The organism is Pseudomonas sp. NY15437, from assembly GCF_048068435.1.
GTDB lineage: Bacteria > Pseudomonadota > Gammaproteobacteria > Pseudomonadales > Pseudomonadaceae > Pseudomonas > Pseudomonas nitroreducens_B.
Window position 1 is genome coordinate 1 of sequence record NZ_JBLUQC010000041.1, and the last position, 1,153, is coordinate 1,153.

1 protein-coding gene and 1 pseudogene are annotated in these 1,153 nt (G+C 69.0%); both read right to left on the bottom strand.

Features of this window, described 5'->3' with window-relative positions:
* A pseudogene (locus ACNFIA_RS31930) lies at positions 1-341 on the bottom strand (pyrroloquinoline quinone biosynthesis protein C); the annotation flags it as partial.
* 20 nt (positions 342-361) lie between these two features.
* On the bottom strand, positions 362-1,153 hold a 792-nt coding region (gene pqqB / locus ACNFIA_RS31935), incomplete at its 5' end, for a pyrroloquinoline quinone biosynthesis protein PqqB (RefSeq protein ID WP_416790994.1).

Consider the following 1,153-nt stretch of genomic DNA (forward strand, 5'->3'; position numbering starts at 1 on the left):
TCCTGGGACAGCACCTGCTCGCGGTCCAGCCCGACGGATTCGGCCAGGCGCAGCCACGCCTCGATGCCGCCCTCCTCGCCCGGCGCGCCATCGTGGTCGAGGATGCGCTGCAACCACTCGCGGCGCACTTCGCGGTCCGGGCAATTGGCGAGGATCGCCGCGTCTTTCAGCGGGATGTTCAGCTGGTAGTAGAAGCGGTTGGCCACCCAGCCCTGGATCTGCTCGCGGCTGGCGCGGCCTTCGTACATGGCCACGTGGTACGGGTGGAAGATGTGGTAGCAGGCGCCCTTGGCGCGCAGGGCCTGCTCGAATTCGGCGGGGCTCATGACTTCGCGGGTCATCGCGAGCCTCCTTCTAGCCGTCAGAGGAAGATGCCCATGCCGTCGAACGCCACTTCGATGCCGCGCGCGTCCAGTTCGGCGCGTTCGGGCGAGGCGATGTCGAGGATGGGATTGGTGTTGTTGATATGGATGAGCACCTTGCGCGGGCCGTCGATGCCGTCGAGCACCTCGATCATGCCGCCGGGGCCGCTCTGGGCCAGGTGGCCCATCTCGCTGCCGAGCTTGTCGCCCACCTCGCAGACGCGCATCTCGTCGTCGCGCCACAGCGTGCCGTCCACCAGCAGGCAGTCGGCGCGGCGCATCCACGTCAGCAGCGCGTCGTCCACCTGGCCCAGGCCCGGCGCGTAGAACAGCGAGCCGCCGGTGGACAGGTCTTCGATGAACAGGCCGATGTTGTCCCCCGGATGCGGGTTGCCGCGGTGCGGCGAATACGGCGGCGCGCTGCTGCGCAGGGCGATGGCGGTGAAGCGCAGGCCCGGGCAGGCCGGGATGACGAAGGGTTCGGCGTCCAGCTCGATCAGGTTGTGTTTCAGCCCGCCGTTCCAGTGCGAGAGCATGGGGAACAGCGGGAAGCCGCTGGACAGGTCCTGGTGGACCATCTCCGTGCACCACACGTCGTGCGGGCAGCCCTCGCGCAGGCTGAGCAGGCCGGTGGTGTGGTCGATCTGGCTGTCCAGCAGGACGATGGCGGCGATCGCCGAATCACGCAGGCGCCGCGCCGGCTGCAGCGCCGGGAAGGACGCCAGCTGGGCGCGGATGTCCGGGGAGGCGTTGCAGAGAATCCAGTTCGCGCCGTCGTCGGACAGCGCGAT